This is a genomic window from Clostridium sp. C1 (assembly GCF_018223625.1).
In the GTDB taxonomy this organism is placed as follows: Bacteria; Bacillota_I; Bacilli_A; order Erysipelotrichales; family Coprobacillaceae; genus Allocoprobacillus.
Genome location: NZ_CP073631.1, coordinates 2,529,837 through 2,546,070 on the forward strand (window position 1 = coordinate 2,529,837; position 16,234 = coordinate 2,546,070).

Consider the following 16,234-nt stretch of genomic DNA (forward strand, 5'->3'; position numbering starts at 1 on the left):
CAACGATTGTTAGAACATCTTTTTCTCATTTTTTATATTTCTAAAAACATATCTTTTATGGATATGTTTTTTTATGATATAAGGAGGTAACAATGAAAGCATATTTGATATTAGAAGATGGACATGTCTTTGAAGGTGAACATTTTGGTGGTCATAAGGAAGTCATTAGTGAGTTTGTCTTTAATACATCTATGACAGGATATCTGGAAGTCTTGACAGATCCTTCATATGCTGGACAAAGTGTTGTAATGACATATCCATTGATTGGAAATTACGGTGTTTGTTTGGAAGATCAGGAATCAAGACAACCATACGTAGAAGGTTTTGTTGTGAATGAACTGGCAAGATTAGGCAGTCATTTTAGAAAGAATATGGATTTAGAAGAATATTTAAAACAGCATGATATTGTAGGTATTCAAGGTGTTGATACACGTTATATTACAAAGTTAATCAGAAATAAAGGTTGTATGAATGGTTTGATTACAACACATCACTATGATGATTTAAGTGATGTTTTAAAACGAATTCATGAGTATAAAGTTTCTGGTGTTGTGAAACAAACAACATGCTGTGAACCTTATGTTTTAGGAAAGGGTGCATATAAAGTCGCTTTATATGATTTTGGGGCAAAGCAAAATATTGCCAGAGAACTAGTCAAAAGAAATTGTGAAGTGACAGTTTTCCCAGCTGATACACCAGCAAAGACGATTTTAGAAGGACACTTTGATGGAATTATGCTTTCAAATGGTCCTGGAGATCCTGAAGAATGCGTAGATATTATTGAAAATATGAAGATTTTAAGTCAAAGTGGTTTGCCTATTTTTGCTATCTGCTTAGGACATCAGTTAATGGCTTTAGCACATGGTTTTCAAACAGAAAAGATGGTTTACGGTCATCATGGTGCCAACCACCCTGTTAAGGATTTGAAAACAAATCGTGTTTATATTTCAACACAAAATCATAATTATGTTGTCAAAGAAGAATCATTGGATAGCCAAGTGGCAAAAATATGGTTCCAGAACGTCAATGATGGAACATTGGAAGGCATTGAATATTTACAGGAACCTATTAAAACAGTGCAGTTCCATCCAGAAGCATGTGCTGGACCATTAGATACATCATATTTATTTGACGAATTTATCAAAATGATGGGAGGAAATCAAAATGCCTAGAAATCATGATATTCAAAAAGTATTAGTGATTGGGTCTGGACCAATTATCATTGGGCAGGCAGCAGAGTTTGACTATGCTGGAACACAGGCTTGTAGAGCCTTGAAAGAAGAAGGAATAGAAGTTGTCCTTATTAATTCTAACCCAGCCACAATCATGACAGATAAAGATATTGCTGATAAGGTTTATATAGAACCATTAACTGTACCAGTTGTGAAACATTTAATTGAAGTTGAAAAACCAGATAGCATTTTACCGACACTTGGGGGACAAAATGCTTTAAATATTGCGATGGCTTTAGCTGATGAAGGATTTTTAGACAAACATCATGTGCGTACTATTGGAACTTCAACAGATACAATCAAACTGGCTGAAGATCGCTTAGAGTTTAAAACATTAATGGAAAAGATTGGAGAACCATGTGCAGCATCAATTGTTGTAAATCATGTAGATGAAGCCATTGAGTTTGCAAATAAAATTGGTTATCCAGTTGTTGTTAGACCAGCATATACATTAGGAGGAACAGGTGGTGGAATTGCCAATAATGAAGAAGAACTTCATCATATCTGTTCTAATGGATTACGTTTATCACGTGTGAGTCAGTGCCTCATTGAAAAAAGTATTGCTGGATGGAAAGAAATTGAATATGAAGTGATGCGTGATGGACATGGTAACTGTATTACAGTATGTAATATGGAAAACCTTGATCCAGTTGGTGTACATACGGGAGATAGTATTGTTGTGGCACCAAGTCAAACTTTATCTGATAAAGAATATCAGATGTTAAGAAGTTCGGCTTTAAATATTATTACAGCCTTAAATATTCAAGGTGGATGTAATGTGCAGTATGCTTTAAATCCAGATAGTTTTGAATATTGTGTCATTGAAGTTAATCCACGTGTTTCGCGTTCTTCAGCTTTAGCTTCAAAAGCAACAGGTTATCCAATCGCCAAACTGGCAGCGAAAATTGCTTTAGGTTATACATTGGATGAAATTAAAAATGCAGTTACTGGAAAAACATATGCATCTTATGAGCCGACGTTAGATTATATTGTTTGTAAGATTCCAAAATGGCCATTCGATAAATTTGTTGGGGCATCTAGAAAACTAGGAACACAGATGAAAGCCACAGGAGAAGTCATGAGTATTGCTCATAATTTTGAAGGGGCTTTTATGAAAGCTTTACGTTCTTTGGAACAAAATGTTTATGATTTACATATTCCTGAAGTTGATGGGTTATCATTAGATGAATTAAGAGTGAAATTAAAAGATGTTGATGATCATCGTATCTTTGTAGTGGCAGAAGCTTTAAGACAAGGAATGAGTGAACAGGAAATTCATGATATAACACGTATTGATTGCTGGTTTATTGATAAAATCAAACATTTAACAGAAGTCGAACAACAATTAAAAACAGAACCACTGACTGTTGAATTATTAAAACTTGCGAAAAGATTAGAATTTCCAGATCAAATTATTGCTAAGTATACAAATCATACAACCCAAGACATTCATCAAATGAGATTAGATCATCATATTGAAGCTGTTTATAAAACAGTAGATACATGTGCAGCTGAATTTGATGCAACAACACCTTATTATTATTCTGTATATGGAGAACATAATGAAGTTGATCCTCGTGATGATAAAAAGAAAATCATGGTTTTAGGTTCAGGACCAATCCGTATTGGACAAGGGATAGAGTTTGATTACTGTTCTGTTCATTGTGTCTGGGCTTTAAAAGAAGCAGGATATGATACAATCATCGTCAACAACAACCCAGAAACAGTGTCTACAGACTTTGATATTGCTGATCGTTTATACTTTGAACCATTAACACCTGAAGATGTCGAAAGTATTGTACGTTTAGAAAAACCAGACGGAGCCATTGTACAATTTGGTGGACAAACAGCCATCAAGCTTACAAAAGCCTTAATGGAAATGGGAGTTCCTATTTTAGGAACATCTGCTGATAACGTCGATGCAGCAGAAGACCGTGAAAGATTTGATGAAATCTTACAACGTTGTGATATAGATCGTCCAAGAGGTTCAACAGTTTTTACAACAGAAGAAGCTTTAGAGGTTGCTAATCGTTTAGGATATCCAGTGCTTGTCAGACCTTCTTATGTATTAGGAGGAGCAGGTATGGAAATCGCCTTAAATGATGGTGACATCAAGAAATTTATGGAAATCATCAATCGTCAATATCAGGAACATCCTATCCTGATTGATAAATATTTATCTGGTAAAGAAGTTGAAGTCGATGCTATCTGTGATGAACATGGTGTATTGATTCCAGGTATTATGGAACACGTCGAACGTGCAGGAGTACATAGTGGAGATAGTATCTCAGTATATCCACCACAAAAGATTAAACAAGAAATTAAAGATGTGATTGTGGATTATACACAAAGACTAGCAAAAGCGCTACATGTCATTGGTTTAATTAATATTCAATTTATTGTTTATGAAGATCAGGTATATGTCATTGAAGTGAATCCACGTTCTTCACGTACTATTCCTTATATTTCAAAAGTGACTGATATTCCAGTAGTAGATGTGGCTACACATGTCATTATGGGAAAAACAATCAAGGAACAAGGTTATGAATATGGATTGGCTAAGGAAAAAGAAACAGTGGCAATTAAGATGCCAGTCTTCTCGTTTGAAAAGATTACTGGTGCTGAAATTAGCTTAGGACCAGAAATGAAATCTACAGGTGAAGTTTTAGGTGTGTCTAAAGACTTTGATGAAGCGATATATAAAGCATTCATTGCGACAGGTATTGATTTACCTAAGAAAAAGAATATTATCTGTACTATTAAAGATAGTGCTAAAGATGAATTCTTACCAATTGCAAAACAATATCATAAGTTTGGTTATGATATCTATGCAACAATTGGAACATTCACATATTTAATCGAACATGGTGTTCCAGCACATTTGGTGAATTACATTGCAGATAAGAAAAATACAATCTTTGATTTAATGTTGACAGATACAGTTGATTTAATTATTGATATACCAACAAGAAACAATAATTTAAAAGATGGATTTATGATTCGTCGTTTTGCAGTAGAAGCTGGTATTCCTATTTATACATCATTAGATACAGCACAGGCATTAATCAATTGTCTTGAAAAAAGACATCAAGGAAATACATCACTTATTGATATTACAAAAATTTAATAAAAGAAAAGAAGGATGTCATGGTTATGGCATCCTGTTTAATTATCTTGATAATATGAAATAAAAAATATACTATATAAGTAGGAAAAGTTTAAAATTGGAGTGATATGTTAAGGAGGAATTTTAAATGAAATCACGTTTTTTAAAAGTCCTTATTTCATTATTGGTTATAATTGTATGTGTTATGGTGATTGAGCATCAATCTTATAATCGTACTCATCAAGAGGTGTCTTCTCAAACAGGAAAATTAGTATTTATTTCTTATCAAAAATTAGATTTTGATGATATTTATTCTGTTAATCAAAAATATAAAAATTTTGAAATAAAGATACTAAATCCCTCTGATTTAAATTCATATCATTTTGATAATCAAGATATCGTTGCTGTTGATAACAAGTTGATTTCCAATATGGAAGTTAAAAAGTTCATTCAAGATTATATTAAGGAACATTTTATTCTTTTTGTTGGACCAAGTTCTATAGAAAAAATTTCTAATGAATTAGATGTATCTTTTCAAAATGACATGCCTATATACGCAATGGATGATGGAAGTATAATATCAAAGAACCTTGTTGACATGCATGGTGAATTTTCTGTCTTGAAATATACAGAAAATAAGAGTTTAAAAGAAAATATTCAAATAGTTCATATTCAAGGGAAGGCATTACCAATAGAAAACTATCTTATCCCATGTTTAGATTTCATAAGTGAAACAGCACCAATACAGACAAATTATGTATATCGGCCTCGTTTGTATAAATATTATTTTCTTGATTCATCAAATCATTTAACAGGTACATATATTTATACGGGTTATGGATTATATAAAGATACAAATGAAACAGACTTATATAAAGATTATTATACTTTGAAGACAAGCGTATGTTTTTCTAATGATGGACATTATTTGACATTACAACATGATGGATTTTCTCAATATCAAGCAACAGTCTTAGATAAAGAAACATTGAATGATGGAGAATCGTTATCTCAATCTAAAGCAGAAATTTCCTTGAAAAGTATAAATGATTTATCAAGTGTATGGACTGTACGAAAGAAAATAGATTTAAATCATAATTATTTTCATATGGATGATGTATTTGAATTTGCATCGGAATATTCTGTCGAGGAAGGGAGTAACCCAGAGTTTGCATATAGTTTATATGCTTTAGATAAATATGCAAATCGTATAAATAGGGCAACAGTTCATATTGATACAAAGTCATAATTATAAACATTTGATTTATTGAGGATTATATCCTCTTTTTAATATGAGTTGGTTTATTTTAATGATCATTGTATAAAAAAATATAAAAGTCAAGATAATTTGACCAATTTGTTGCAATTAAGTGTTCTCAGTTTTTTTAGGATTTAATTTATCTTTGATTCGATAAGATGGACCTGTGATATTAAATAAATATGAATAATGAAGAATCCTGTCTAATATGGCTTTAGTTATCATTTCATCATTTCCTAATATCTGTGACCATTTATCAAATGAAATATTGCTTGTAAAAATAGTAGATCGTTTAGTATATCTTAAATCAATCAATTGAAAAAATAATTTAGCTTCCAGTGGTGTTATTTCATTAAATCCAACTTCATCAATGACTAGCAGCTTATACTTATAAAAGAGTCTTAGTTTTCTTTCTAATGTCCCCTCATTATATGCCTGTCTTAGTATATTGATTAATTTATTAAATTTAATAAAATATACACTATTTCTTCTTATAGCTACTGTATATGCAATTGCTATTGCCAAATGTGTTTTTCAGTACCAGGGTTACCTACAAATACGATATTTGTAGCATTTTCATAAAAATCCGATTCAATAATAGATCTTATTTTTTCTTCTTTTATACCTGGCTGAAAATTAAAATCATAATCATCAACTTTTCTTAGAAAAGGAAATGCTGCTACTTTTACATTATAAAGTCTGTTATTCTCCTCTTTAGCTATCACTTCCTTATTCAGTATCTTATGCATTACATGCAGTTCTTCTTCAGCTATTTCATTATTCATTACTAATGAATTTAAATATGAATATGCTGATTTCAGTTTTAAATAATTCAATTGTTCCAGTACATCATTAGTCATTGTCATAAATTATATTCTCCAGTTCTTTTAATATTATTTGATTGCTTTCTTTAACTGCCTGCTTATCTGTTTTCTTATAATAAAGTTCATGTTCTTCTTTTATATTAAATTTATTATTAGTAATAGGATGTTTTTCAATAATTTTTCCGTTATAATATATAAGAAGTTCTTTGTTTTGGACCACTAGTCCGACACGTTTTCCAATATATTCTTGTGGTAGGGAATATTTATTGTATTTATACTGGAATAGTGATTCATTTGTAACATAGACTTCATTTAATTTAAGGTGATACCTGCTTCTGATTTCTTTGCTGGGTAACGGAAGCAGATCACCTTTTTCTTTCTAAAAGAAAATTTCTAGGAAGCCTTGTTGCCTGTGAGGAACGTTCATTATCCTCGTTATTGATTATTTCCAGTTTGTCATGTATATCAGATAATCCGCTATAATAACCGTTATAATTTTTAAGCTGATCCACTATTTTATTTTGTGTCTCAGTTTTTCCTTTGGTTTGAGGTCTATATGGCATACATGGCATAGGTGTTATTCCATAATCTTTACAGAATTCTTCAAATTTACTGTTTAATAAAGCTTTATCATCAGCTGATTTACGAGGCTTTTCTACAAATGCTTTAAGATTGTCAATGACCAGTTCTTTAGGAACACCACCGATTTCTTCAAATGCCTGGGCTAAAAATATTAACAGGTTATCAGTTGTAGGTTTTAATATTACCTGCCTGTAATTATATCTTGACCATGATAAAGTCAGAGTAGGAATATATACTACTGTCTGCGTGCCATTTTTATCTGTAAGTTTAACTTTTTCTTTCATATCGAACTGAGCCTGTTGACCAGGATTGGTTTCAAAACGTTCGATAAAAGAATCGGTTCTGTTATTTTTAAATTTACTATTGAGCTCTTCGTTATCCTTAATGTATCTGAAAAATGTCGAACGTGTACAGGTGATACCATGTTCACGTTTCATAAAATAATAAATATGATCGATATAATCAAAATTTCTCTGTTCATCACACAAATATTTGTATATAAGATCTTTATAATCATCTAAATATCTTTTTCTGTTTCTTGTTTTTTTAGGTGCGATACCGTTTAGCCTTCTGCTTAGTGTTTTTCGGCTACAGTTTAATTCTCTTGCAAGTTTAGAAACATTCAATTTAATTTCTCCTTCCTTATAGGCTCTGCTTAACATTAAAGCCTGATCCAAATTATTTATTTTAATGACTGCTGTATTCAATATAATTCACTCCTTTACAGGAAAGAATTATATCAAAAAAGATTACCCTGATTAATGCAAAGTGTAACCACTTATCTGCAACAATTTGGGTAATCTTATTTTAACTTTTATAAAAAAATATATAATCCACTAATGGCTAAAAAGCATCCCATTAATTTTTATTGCTAAAAGAAGTTGAAAAAAAGACAGTCCAAAATGAAACCTAAGATATTTTGTGAAATGAAAATGAATAAAGTAATCTTTGTTAGAGAAAGGTATTTACTAACAGTATTTGTAAGATATATATTGAAAATGTCAATGGTACTTCCAAGTAATAAGCAAAGCATTTGCTATTATAAAAAATGATAAATGAAAATATGATAGATGTGGCTGAAATGATAGGAAGTAGTTATTGTCAATTACAAAGAGTATTAAGATATTTTATAAAACAGGAATATATGAAAAAAATAGATAAGGGAAAATATATGATTTTAGATTTTAAATCTTTGCAAGAATTAGGGAAAGATTTATATCATATATAAAAAAGACTCCTATAAAGAGTCTAAAAATTAAAGATGAAGTTTTTCTGTTTTTTTGAAGAATACAAAACCAATGAAAAACATAATCGCTAATGAACCAACACCAATATTCATCATACCTGTGACTTGAGAAATAAAGGAAACGAGAGTTGTTCCCATAAAAGATGCACCTTTACCACAAATATCATACAAGCCAAAATATTCACCAGAACGATTGGCAGGAATAATTTTTGCATAGTAAGAACGTGATAATGATTGGATGGCTCCTTGAAAAATTCCTACACCAACAGCTAAAATCCAGAACTGATATTGTTGTTGGAGAGTGATTCCATATAATGCGATAAGGAAATAAGCAAAGATACATATTTTGATAAGTTTTGTATTTTCAATAGAAGAACTTAATTTCCCAAAGATTAAAGCAGCTGGAAAAGCAACAATTTGTGTTAACAACAAAGCAAGTAATAAGCCTGTTGTGTCTAAACCTAAAGCTGTTCCATAAGCTGTTGCCATATCAATGATTGTATAAACACCATCTATGTAGAAAAAGAAAGCAATCAAAAAGAACAAGACTTTTGGGTTCTTTTTTAAATCTACAAAGATATTTTTTAAACGTAGAAAACTAGCTTTAACATAATGGTTTTCTTTTTCTAAATAATATGTTTGATGATATCCAAGAATTAAAGGAACTGACAATAATAACCACCATAAGGCAATCAAAAGAAAACAAAGACTCATAGCTGTTTCCATTGTGAGATGGAATTGTTCATAAAATAACACAAGAATTAAACTGCCTACAAAAGGAATACAACTTCCAATATATCCCCACGCATATCCTTTGGCAGATATATTATCCATGCGTTCAGGTGTTGTAATATCAGTCAACATAGAATCATAAAAAACAAGACTCAATGAATAAGCTGATTTTGCAATAACAAATAAACATAAAAACCATAACCATGAAGATGTAAAACCAAGTAAAATACAACCTAAAGCCCCAATCAATAAGGCTATCATAAAGAGTTTCTTTTTCCATCCTTTAAAATCAGAAGCTGTTCCTAAAATAGGACCGAGAATCGCTGTAATAATTGTAGCCAGTGATGTCGCATAACCCCAGAAAGCTAAATAATTTGTTTCAGAGATATGAGCATTGTCAGCTAAAAAATTAAAATAAATCGGCATAATTGTAGACACGAGTAATGTAAAAGCAGAGTTTCCAATATCATACATAATCCATTTCTTTTCTAATGATGTTGTTTTAGATGTCATAATCTTGCTCCTTTTCATATGGTAAAATGAGAATATCCTGCCATCCTTCATGTGCACTATAATTGTGCAGGAAGTCACGATGTAAAGCTTCGTTCTTTGTTAAAAAAGCATAATAGTTTTCACTGAGCATAGCACAATGAGGAATAGCTTTTTTCATGAGTTTTTCTAAACGTAAGTTACTATCATGACAAACAGGATGATCTTTTTGATCCATTAATAATCCACGATAACCTTTATATTTTCCAGAAATAAATAGGAAAGTTTTAACCAAAGCTCTTATCAATGGCTGATGACTTGCTAGAAAACGATTATATGTTTTCATAGACTGAAGTGTAGATAAGATTTGTTGATTTGTAAATTGTGGAAAAAATGATTGAATGACTTTAGCATTTTCCATTGTAGGATTTAAATGTTTTGTTAAATCTGTGTAGAGTGGTTTTTGATGGTTCTTGATTAATAAGTATTTATCCATTTCACATTCAATGAGTGAATGTGAAACATGAGATACGTCTATCTTTTTTTCGATATAACTATGACATGCATCATCTAAAGCAAAATGAGCAATAAATCCTAGCATATAAGCTATTTTTGCTTCCTTATGACTTTTTTCTAAAATCACATGACGTGAACTTTCAAAGAAATCGTAAGCTTTCATTTGATGCATGGTACTTCCCCAACGGTTCATCTCGTTATGATGATAAATCTGATAATAGAAAAAAATATCCGGACCATGCAAACCTATTTCATAAAGATCAAGATGTTCTTGAATAATTTTTTGTAGATGGGGAGGATAGACTTTTTTCATTTCTTCCCCAAAACAGTAATGTGTATATATGGCTGGCATATATTTCCCCCTCCTAACGTGTATATCTTACCACAAAAATAGCAAAAGAATGTAAAAAATACATAAAATATTTGTTATGAAAAACATCATAGAGGACTATGATGTTTTATGAAATCATATCTAATTGTTGAATGAGTGATTGTAAATCTTGTTCATTGGGGTGTGATAAAGCTTTATCAAAATTGTCAATCATAGGTAAAAATCTGTCTGGTTGTTTTTGAGCCATTTGCTCATAACGTTGTCTGACACCCATAGGCATTTTTCCTTGACACATAAATTGCCCAACAATTTGATTATCATCAGCAATGTTTGTTTGTACACGTTTCAAAATACTATCAAAATATTCTTGACTACCACCAAAACCAGCAGTTCCAAATAAAAAGATTTTTTGATGATGAAGTTGTTTCAAATAATCTTGAATCGATTCATCACATGTTCCTTTATCCGTCCAGAATCCAACAAAGATATAATCTGCAGTTAAAGGAGCTTGAGCAGCTTTCCCATAATAACAACATTCACCATCTAAATGATTTTGAATAGCTTGAGCTAACATTTCTGTATTTCCCGTAGGACTTGAAAAAACAATACTATATTGCATAAGTTCATCTCCTCGTCTTTATCATAAAGATATTATAGGAATTTGTGTAAATAATGTCAAATTGAATTATTTTATAAAATATTAAGGACATTTTTGTAAGATTGGTTTATAATGATAGCCAAATGAGGGTATAGTGACATTATGAGAGATATTTCATGGAGGTTGTTATGAGAAAAATAATTGGATTTATCACTGTTTTTTTGATTTTGACTGGTTGTCAAGAAAAAGATCAGGAAGCACCAGTATTATTACTTAATAAATCTAGAGTACAGATTGCTTTGAATACATCTTTTGATTATTTGCAGTATGTTGAAAAGGCTTATGATCGTCAAGATGGGGATGTGACAGACCACATCAGTTATAACGAAATTGATACATCTAGCGTTGGAAAGAAGACTGTTCATTATAAAGTCACTGATCAGGCTGGAAATCAAAGTCAGAAAGATTTGATTGTCGATGTTGTAGAATATGTGGGAGATTTGATTAATCCTATTACTGCTCAGGCAGATATCGTAGAAAATCCAGATGATGTAACTGTTCTTGTCAACAAATTACATGAAATACCAAAAGGCTGGAAACCAGATGACTTAGAAGATGTCATTGATTGTCATCAACAGCTACGTCATGAAGCTAACGAGGCTTATACCAAATTTTATCAGGCAGCCAAAGCCAAAGGGATAGCCATTTATACGATTTCTGGTTATCGTGAACCTGAAACACAACAGCTTTACTGGGATAACTCAGTGGAAGTTTTTGGCCAAGAGCATGCGATTCAGTATAATGCCTATCCACGTCGCAGCGAACATGAATTAGGACTTAGTGTAGATATATCTTATACAACCAAAGGTGATCGTTTAAGTGAAAAGGTTGCTGATAGTGCATTAGGAAAGTTTATCGAAAGCGATGCCTATAAATATGGTTTTATATTACGTTATCCTCAAGATAAAGTGCGTATCACGGGTTATAGTTATGAACCGTGGCATATTCGTTATGTCGGCGTTGATTTAGCAACCAAATTACATAACGAAAATATAACACTAGAAGAATATTATGAAGGTTAAGGAGAGTACATATGACAACAGCAAAATTTTATAAAGTATCTTATCAACAATTTGAGGAAGCTTATTTGGATTATGATCCAAATGCTTCTAGGGAACAGATTCAAAACATCTATGAATCTATTCAGCTACCAAAACGTGCGACAAAAGGCTCAGCTGGATATGATTTTTATACACCAGTAGATATTTGTTTGAAACCTCAAGAAACAATCAAGATTCCTACGGGAATTCGTTGTGAAATGAATGAAAGATGGGTTTTAATGATTTATCCAAGAAGTGGACTAGGATTTAAGTATCGTTTACAATTAAATAATACAGTGGGTGTCATTGATAGTGATTATTTTTATTCTGATAATGAAGGACATATCTTTATTAAGATGACAAATGATACAAATGAAAACAAAACAGTGGAAGTTTTAGCTGGACAGGGTGTTGCTCAAGGAATCTTTGTGCAGTATGGGATTGTGGAAGATGATGATGCCAGTGAAATACGTAATGGTGGATTTGGGAGTACGACAAAATAAATGAAAAAGATTCTTGTTTTTGTTGTAATGGCTATGATTATATATGGCTGTCAAAAGTCTGTACCAGAAAAGAAAACGAAAACTGAAGTGAAAGATGATATTGTTTCATTTGTTGCAGTTGGTGATAATTTAATGCATCAAAGATTGTTGGATGAAGCGAAAACAGAAGATGGATATGATTTTTCACCTTACTATACAAATATCAAACCCTATATTGAACAGGCTGATTTGGCTTTTGTCAATCAGGAAACAATCTTAGGTGGTGGAACACCTTCGGGTTATCCTTATTTTAATACACCTGATGAAATGGCAAAGAATTTACATGATGTGGGTTTTGATGTTGTGAATGGTTCTACAAATCATGCTTTAGATATGGGATATAAAGGAGTTCAACATTCTATTCAAGTTTTTCAGCAATATCAGGACATGACTTATATTGGTTTATATCAATCAAAAGATGAACGTATTCAAGTTGTGAAAAAGAATGGATTGCGTATTGCTTTTTTAACTTATAATCAGATGTTAAATACAACAGAAGATTATCCAGATTATTGTATTCATGATTTTAATGAAGAACAAATGAAAAAAGATGTAGAAAACGCCAGAGAAATCAGTGACATCATTATTGTTTCTTGTCATTGGGGTATAGAAAATGATACAGAACCTCAACCTTTTCAAAAGAAAAATGCAAAATTATTAGCTGATTTAGGTGTGGATATTGTGTTAGGAACACATACACATACTTTAGAACCGGTAGAGTGGATTGAAGGAAAAGATGGACATCAAACACTTGTTGCTTACAGTTTAGGTAATTTTATTAGTGGTATGTTAGAAGAAGAAACACAATTAGGTGGCATGTTATCTTGTGATTTTCGTAAAGATGGAAGTGCATGGAAGATTGAAAATGTCTGTTTGACACCTTTAATGAATCATTATGAAGCTTCTGATCCTCAAAATGTGGAAGATACCAGAGAAAGATTTACTGTTTATAGATTAAAAGATTACACAAATGATTTAGCTAAAAAACATGCTTTACAAGGATATAATGGTATAACAATTTCAAAAGAACGTATGCAAGAAAAGGTAAAAGAAAGAGTAGGAAGTCATATTCAAATTGATATGTAGGGAACAGAAATGTTCCCTTTTTTGATATGGTACTCATGTTTCAATTCCATTGAATAGCTGATCTTCTGTTGATATAATATGAGATATAGGAGTAAAAATATGGCTAGAAAGAAAATACCTTCAATTGATGAATTAAGAGATTATCAAGAAAAGCAAAAGGCTTATCTTCAAGATTGTATTAAAAATCATAAAACATTTGTTATAACTGGTCCAAAGTTTCAAGGAGAAAATATTTGGGTAGCTAAAAGTACTTTGCCTTTAATGGAAGCAGCCAAAGAAGTTGGAGCATCTCCAGAAGAAGTATGGCAGTTATGTCGTAAATTAGCAACCCTGACACATGCTCCCATAACAAAAAAAGAATATGAAAGAATGATTCCTTTTTCTAAAAAACCACATACAGTCGATACAGTTTTGCAATTTATAGAAACAAATATTCCTCAATATAACCAGAAAAGACACTGTTTAGATTTTGATATTGTCGCCTATTTTTATTGTTATGCATTGATTTCACTTTCAGATTATAGACAAGAAGATTGTCAAAAACAATTATGGTGTGCTGTGAATGACTTTATTGAAAAAGATCGAAATATGGCTATGGTTTTATTAAGAAACATGAAAGTTTTAGAACATACACGTCCTTTTTTGACACCAATGAAAGAAAAGTTAGAAAAAGCAATAGAATGAAAAGAGATCAATTATGAAAAATAAAGATGAATTAAAAACATATATGTTAGAGGGAATGTCAATAGGAATGTGTATTGATGTATCGTGAGGAGCAAATATAGGGATATTTATCAACAATATTCCGTTTTGGAATAAGTATAGGATCAGGGCTTGGCTTACTTATAGGAGTTTTAATCAAAAAAGATAAATCTTAGTTGTGATGGATTAATAAAAATGATTTAGAATTTATTTGAGAGCAGTTATCTAAGTGAAATGAGATTATATATCAAACTAGGAGTTACTGCTCAAAAAAGAAATAAACAATGTCTAAGATATTGAAGTGAAAAGCAATGAATAACCTGCAAGTTTGTTTTATATACTTGTATCTTTGTTTTGGATAATGGATTAGGTAGAAAATTGCCTTCATTATTATTGGTCTAGGTTGGCTTGTATCTGGATTCATAGAAAATTTTAAAAAGTAGAATAATGTTCATTTGAGGAGATAGAGTAGATTATGATATTAGAAACAGAGCGTCTATATTTAAGAGAGATGAATCAAAGTGATTTTGAAGATTTAGCTGAAATTTTACAAAACCCTAGAGTGATGTATGCTTATGAGCATGATTTTTCAGATAATGATGTACAGGAATGGCTTGATAGACAAATAACAAGATATAAAAAATATGGTTTTGGATTATGGGCAGTTATATTAAAGAATACAGATGAAATGATAGGACAGGCTGGTTTAACTATGCAGTCTTATAAAGGTACTGAAGTGTTAGAAATCGGTTATTTATTAAAAGAAAGATTTTGGCATCATGGATATGCAAGTGAAGCAGCCAATGTGTGCAAAAAGTATGCTTTTGAACAATTAAACAGGGATAAAGTTTATTCTATTATAAAATCAGATAATTATGCTTCTATGAAAGTCGCCAAAAGTATGGGAATGAAAAAAGAAGATGAATTTGTCACACAATACTATAATGGGGATATGCTTCATTTTCTATATTCTATTTACAAATAAATTAGAATGAAATAGGAATATTGATTACGTAAATAATCAAGAAAAGGTGGAATGAGTGATGTCAGTACAAATAGATTTTGAAAAAGGATTTGAAACAGAAGAATATGAAATGCTTATTTTAGTTCAATCATCATGCAAAGGAGCAGCAAATATAGAAGATATGCTGAAACCATCTGTTGATTTTTTTGCATCCATAGATTTGCGTACAGGTCAGTTCTTTCATGAGAAAGGTCGTCTTGAATGGCTTATCAAAAATGATAATAAACGTATAGGATGGGGATATGAATTTGAACAATTGGGCATTTATCGTGTTACTGTTAGAAAATGTATACCGCAAGATCAGACACCATATATGAACAATAGATATATGCTTATCAATGTGCTTGAAGAAAATGCTTCAAATGAAAAATTAGAAGCTTTGAAAGCATATTATGCAAAACCAATTACTATAGAAAATGAATTAGGTTCTTTTGCCTTAGATAGAGAATTTTCATGGTTTGAAGGAAGTATCAATTGGAATGGAGTAGATGCCAATGTTTATTTAGAAACTGATGAGGAAGATGGAGATACAGCTAAACAAGCAATGAAGGTATTAAAAAGAGTAGTAGATAATAATGATATAAAGTACCGTGAATTTGCTGCAGAAGAACTCACAGAACTTGCCAATGGATGGATGGATGCATCAGATGAAATTGATTCAGAAGAAATCACAAAAGAAATATTTATGAAGCGTATGGAAATGAGTGAAATAATGGTGAATTCAGATGGAAGTTTGTCTTTGCTTTACAATGATGATGATATGTTCTGGGGACATGTTATTGAAATAGATGTTGATTCAAGTGGAAAGATTATAAGTGCTTATATAGCTGGGTAAGAGTAAAAAAGAATTTAAGGAGAGGAGAATC

At 31.3% G+C, this 16,234-nt stretch carries 17 protein-coding genes; 10 read left to right on the forward strand and 7 right to left on the reverse strand.

Annotation, left to right across the window (positions count from 1 at the left end):
• The first annotated feature begins 92 nt into the window (after positions 1–92).
• The 3 genes from KEC48_RS13540 (at position 93) to KEC48_RS13550 (ending at position 5,587) form a co-directional block, all read left to right on the forward strand.
• Positions 93–1,172, forward strand: coding sequence for a carbamoyl phosphate synthase small subunit (locus KEC48_RS13540; protein ID WP_087358627.1), 1,080 nt, complete (start codon positions 93–95; stop codon positions 1,170–1,172).
• A complete protein-coding gene (carB, locus tag KEC48_RS13545) occupies positions 1,165–4,359 on the forward strand; it encodes a carbamoyl-phosphate synthase large subunit (RefSeq protein ID WP_087358629.1) in 3,195 nt (1,064 codons plus the stop codon). Before KEC48_RS13540 ends, carB begins: the two co-directional genes overlap by 8 nt.
• 127 nt (positions 4,360–4,486) lie before the next feature.
• The gene (locus KEC48_RS13550) at positions 4,487–5,587 is read left to right on the forward strand and encodes a hypothetical protein (RefSeq protein WP_211962965.1); all 1,101 of its coding nucleotides are present in this window, start codon (positions 4,487–4,489) and stop codon (positions 5,585–5,587) included.
• 117 nt (positions 5,588–5,704) lie between these two features.
• On the opposite strand, the gene KEC48_RS16440 is transcribed toward KEC48_RS13550, so the two are convergent.
• The 4 genes from KEC48_RS16440 to istA form a co-directional block, all read right to left on the reverse strand.
• Positions 5,705–6,121, reverse strand: coding sequence for an ATP-binding protein (locus KEC48_RS16440; RefSeq protein WP_211962967.1), 417 nt, complete (start codon positions 6,119–6,121; stop codon positions 5,705–5,707).
• Complete coding sequence (locus tag KEC48_RS16445) at positions 6,112–6,462, reverse strand: ATP-binding protein (protein WP_211962969.1); 351 nt, start codon at positions 6,460–6,462, stop codon at positions 6,112–6,114. Before KEC48_RS16445 ends, KEC48_RS16440 begins: the two co-directional genes overlap by 10 nt.
• Positions 6,449–6,640, reverse strand: a complete 192-nt coding sequence (locus tag KEC48_RS13565; RefSeq protein ID WP_211962971.1) for a hypothetical protein — start codon at positions 6,638–6,640, stop codon at positions 6,449–6,451. Before KEC48_RS13565 ends, KEC48_RS16445 begins: the two co-directional genes overlap by 14 nt.
• 145 nt (positions 6,641–6,785) lie before the next feature.
• Positions 6,786–7,709 (reverse strand): IS21 family transposase, encoded by a 924-nt coding sequence (istA, locus tag KEC48_RS13570; protein WP_211962973.1) that lies wholly within the window; start codon positions 7,707–7,709, stop codon positions 6,786–6,788.
• A gap of 341 nt (positions 7,710–8,050) precedes the next feature.
• Between istA and KEC48_RS13575 the strand changes: the two genes are divergently transcribed.
• The gene (locus KEC48_RS13575) at positions 8,051–8,230 is read left to right on the forward strand and encodes a hypothetical protein (protein WP_211962975.1); all 180 of its coding nucleotides are present in this window, start codon (positions 8,051–8,053) and stop codon (positions 8,228–8,230) included.
• Between the two features lie 27 nt (positions 8,231–8,257).
• On the opposite strand, the gene KEC48_RS13580 is transcribed toward KEC48_RS13575, so the two are convergent.
• The 3 genes from KEC48_RS13580 to bilS all read right to left on the reverse strand — a co-directional run bounded on the left by KEC48_RS13580 (position 8,258) and on the right by bilS (position 10,935).
• Positions 8,258–9,493, reverse strand: coding sequence for an MFS transporter (locus KEC48_RS13580; protein ID WP_211962977.1), 1,236 nt, complete (start codon positions 9,491–9,493; stop codon positions 8,258–8,260).
• Positions 9,483–10,337, reverse strand: a complete 855-nt coding sequence (locus KEC48_RS13585; protein ID WP_087358637.1) for a hypothetical protein — start codon at positions 10,335–10,337, stop codon at positions 9,483–9,485. The genes KEC48_RS13580 and KEC48_RS13585 overlap by 11 nt, the downstream gene beginning before the upstream one ends.
• Positions 10,338–10,443: 106 nt before the next feature.
• Positions 10,444–10,935, reverse strand: coding sequence for a flavodoxin family protein BilS (bilS, locus tag KEC48_RS13590; protein ID WP_211962979.1), 492 nt, complete (start codon positions 10,933–10,935; stop codon positions 10,444–10,446).
• A gap of 167 nt (positions 10,936–11,102) precedes the next feature.
• Here bilS and KEC48_RS13595 point away from each other — a divergent pair, with 167 nt between their 5' ends.
• The 6 genes from KEC48_RS13595 to KEC48_RS13620 all read left to right on the forward strand — a co-directional run bounded on the left by KEC48_RS13595 (position 11,103) and on the right by KEC48_RS13620 (position 16,203).
• Positions 11,103–11,996 (forward strand): D-alanyl-D-alanine carboxypeptidase family protein, encoded by an 894-nt coding sequence (locus KEC48_RS13595; protein WP_211962981.1) that lies wholly within the window; start codon positions 11,103–11,105, stop codon positions 11,994–11,996.
• Positions 11,997–12,007: 11 nt separating this feature from the next.
• Positions 12,008–12,517, forward strand: coding sequence for a dUTP diphosphatase (locus KEC48_RS13600; RefSeq protein ID WP_211962983.1), 510 nt, complete (start codon positions 12,008–12,010; stop codon positions 12,515–12,517).
• Positions 12,518–13,642 (forward strand): CapA family protein, encoded by a 1,125-nt coding sequence (locus tag KEC48_RS13605; protein WP_211962985.1) that lies wholly within the window; start codon positions 12,518–12,520, stop codon positions 13,640–13,642.
• A 99-nt stretch (positions 13,643–13,741) separates the two neighbouring features.
• Entirely contained in the window at positions 13,742–14,326 is a 585-nt protein-coding gene (locus KEC48_RS13610; protein ID WP_211962987.1) for a hypothetical protein, read from the forward strand.
• Positions 14,327–14,819: 493 nt separating this feature from the next.
• Positions 14,820–15,329 (forward strand): GNAT family N-acetyltransferase, encoded by a 510-nt coding sequence (locus KEC48_RS13615; RefSeq protein ID WP_211962990.1) that lies wholly within the window; start codon positions 14,820–14,822, stop codon positions 15,327–15,329.
• 58 nt (positions 15,330–15,387) lie between these two features.
• Complete coding sequence (locus tag KEC48_RS13620) at positions 15,388–16,203, forward strand: DUF2262 domain-containing protein (protein WP_211962993.1); 816 nt, start codon at positions 15,388–15,390, stop codon at positions 16,201–16,203.
• Positions 16,204–16,234: the final 31 nt, after the last annotated feature.

Coding starts and splice junctions, on each gene's coding strand:
- bilS (WP_211962979.1), bottom strand. CDS start 10,935: ATGCAATATAGTATTGTTTTTTCAAGTCCTACGGGAAATACAGAAATG.
- KEC48_RS13580 (WP_211962977.1), bottom strand. CDS start 9,493: ATGACATCTAAAACAACATCATTAGAAAAGAAATGGATTATGTATGAT.
- KEC48_RS13585 (WP_087358637.1), bottom strand. CDS start 10,337: ATGCCAGCCATATATACACATTACTGTTTTGGGGAAGAAATGAAAAAA.
- KEC48_RS13620 (WP_211962993.1), top strand. CDS start 15,388: ATGTCAGTACAAATAGATTTTGAAAAAGGATTTGAAACAGAAGAATAT.
- KEC48_RS13595 (WP_211962981.1), top strand. CDS start 11,103: ATGAGAAAAATAATTGGATTTATCACTGTTTTTTTGATTTTGACTGGT.
- KEC48_RS16445 (WP_211962969.1), bottom strand. CDS start 6,462: ATGACAATGACTAATGATGTACTGGAACAATTGAATTATTTAAAACTG.
- KEC48_RS13610 (WP_211962987.1), top strand. CDS start 13,742: ATGGCTAGAAAGAAAATACCTTCAATTGATGAATTAAGAGATTATCAA.
- KEC48_RS13550 (WP_211962965.1), top strand. CDS start 4,487: ATGAAATCACGTTTTTTAAAAGTCCTTATTTCATTATTGGTTATAATT.
- KEC48_RS13575 (WP_211962975.1), top strand. CDS start 8,051: ATGATAAATGAAAATATGATAGATGTGGCTGAAATGATAGGAAGTAGT.
- carB (WP_087358629.1), top strand. CDS start 1,165: ATGCCTAGAAATCATGATATTCAAAAAGTATTAGTGATTGGGTCTGGA.
- KEC48_RS13605 (WP_211962985.1), top strand. CDS start 12,518: ATGAAAAAGATTCTTGTTTTTGTTGTAATGGCTATGATTATATATGGC.
- KEC48_RS13600 (WP_211962983.1), top strand. CDS start 12,008: ATGACAACAGCAAAATTTTATAAAGTATCTTATCAACAATTTGAGGAA.
- KEC48_RS13615 (WP_211962990.1), top strand. CDS start 14,820: ATGATATTAGAAACAGAGCGTCTATATTTAAGAGAGATGAATCAAAGT.
- KEC48_RS13540 (WP_087358627.1), top strand. CDS start 93: ATGAAAGCATATTTGATATTAGAAGATGGACATGTCTTTGAAGGTGAA.